We start from the raw sequence: 2,091 nt of genomic DNA on the forward strand, positions 1-2,091 counted from the left end.
CCGGAGATCACCGTCGTCATCTCCAACACCACCGACGCCGGCATCGCCTATGTGCCGACGGTCAAGTATACGGATGCGCCGCAGGCCTCCTTCCCCGGCAAGATGACACGCCTGCTGCACGAGCGCTGGAAAGCCTTCGGCGGCAAGCTTGATGCCGGCTGGCAGATGATCGCCTGTGAGCTGATCGACCACAATGGCGACGAACTCCGCCGCATCGTGCTGCGGCATGCCGAGGAATGGAGCCTAGAGCCGGCCTTCATCGCCTGGGTGAAGGAGGCCAACGCCTTCTACAACACGCTGGTCGACCGTATCGTGCCGGGTTATCCGAAGGCCGACGCCGAGGCCATCGAGCGGGAGCTCGGCTATACCGACCGCTTCATGACAACCGGCGAATTGTTCCACTTCTTCGTCATCGAGCAGAAGCCCGGCCAGCCGGAGCTGCGTCTGCCGCTCGCCCAGCACGATCCCGACACCGTCGTCGTTCCGGATGCGACGCCCTACAAGGCGCGCAAGGTGGCGATCCTCAATGGCGCGCATACCGCGCTCTGCGCCCTCAGCCTGATCTCCGGCGTCGAGACGGTGGGCGAGGCGGTCACCACCAAGGTGGGTGCGAAGTTCCTCGACCGGTTCATGCGTGCTTTGAAGATCGACGGTTCTGGTCGGAGTTCGTTTCACGAGGTGGCAGAGCCTGTTGCGGGTTCGGGCGAGGTTTTGGTGGCGGTAAAGCACGTCGGGCTTTGCGGCAGCGACCTCAACACCTTTGCCGGTCTCAACCCGCTGGTCAGCCTGGCGCGCATTCCCGGACACGAGATCGGCGCCGAGATCGTCTGCACCGGGGTGGACGTGCCGGCCGAGTATGCGCCGGGCAAGCGGGTCATCGTCGTGCCGTACACGGCCTGTGGCACCTGCTCGTCCTGTCGCAAGGGCCGCGTCAACGCCTGCCGCTACAACAAGACGCTGGGCGTCCAGCAGGAAGGCGGCCTCGCCGAGAAGATCGCGCTGCCCTATGGCAAGCTGATCCTCAACGACACGCTGGCCCCGCGCCATCTGGCGCTCGTCGAGCCGCTGTCGGTGGGCTTCCATGCGGTGGATCGCGGCCAGGTCGAGGCCGGAGACCGCGTGGTGGTGATCGGCTGCGGCATGATCGGCATGGGGGCTGTGGCCGGTGCGGTGGCGCGCGGCGCCGAGGTGATCGCCGTCGATCTCGGCGACAAGACGGCCATGGCGCTGAAGTATGGCGCCAAACACGCCATCGACGCCGGCAAGGACGACGTGGTGGCGCGCGTGAACGAGCTGACCGGCGGCGACGGCGCCGACGTGGTGATCGAGGCGGTGGGCCTGCCAGCCACCTTCACCCAGGCCGTCGATCTGGCCTGCTTTGCCGGCCGCATCGTCTACATCGGCTACTCCAAGGCGCCGGTCACCTACGACACCAAGTATTTCAACATGAAGGAGCTGGACATCCACGGCTCCCGCAACGCCACCATCGACGACTTCAAGGCGGTGATCGCCTATCTCGAAGGCCTCGACCATGCCCCCGACGATCTGATCTCCAAGGTGTTCCCCTTCAAGGACGCCGACAAGGCGCTGCCCTACTGGACCGAGGCCCGCGCCACGACGCTGAAGATCCTGATCGAGTGCTGAGGGCGAGGAATCCATCATGAACACCATCGACGCATCCGCCCTCAACGGTCGCCCCCGGCCGCGCGCCCGCATCCTGCAATGGGGCGAAGGCAACTTCCTGCGCGCCTTCGTCGACTGGAAGATCGACCGCATGAACGAGGCCGGCGGCCTCGACTGGGGCGTCGTCGTCGTCCGGCCGATCGCCCAGGGCAACCCGCACTGGCTGAACGAGCAGGACGGGCTCTACACCGTGCTGTCGCGCGGCGTCGCCGACGATGGCTCCAAGGTGTCGGAAGCCCGCATCGTCGGCTCGGTCCTGAAGGAGATTGGCGCCCATCAGCACTGGGGCGAGGTGTTGGCTCTCGCCCGCGATCCGGAGATCACCGTCGTCATCTCCAACACCACCGACGCCGGCATCGCCTATGTGCCGACGGTCAAGTATACGGATGCGCCGCAGGCCTCCTTCCC

1 protein-coding gene and 1 pseudogene are annotated in these 2,091 nt (G+C 66.0%); both read left to right on the forward strand.

Annotated elements, in window-relative coordinates; translation table 11 throughout:
* A partial coding sequence (locus M4J40_RS13420; protein ID WP_251754645.1) for a zinc-binding dehydrogenase occupies nt 1-1,644 on the forward strand: 1,644 nt, incomplete at its 5' end.
* Between the two features lie 16 nt (nt 1,645-1,660).
* Nucleotides 1,661-2,091, forward strand: a pseudogene (locus M4J40_RS13425) (altronate oxidoreductase); the annotation flags it as partial.

Source organism: Pleomorphomonas sp. JP5, assembly GCF_023721815.1.
In the GTDB taxonomy this organism is placed as follows: domain Bacteria; phylum Pseudomonadota; class Alphaproteobacteria; order Rhizobiales; family Pleomorphomonadaceae; genus Pleomorphomonas.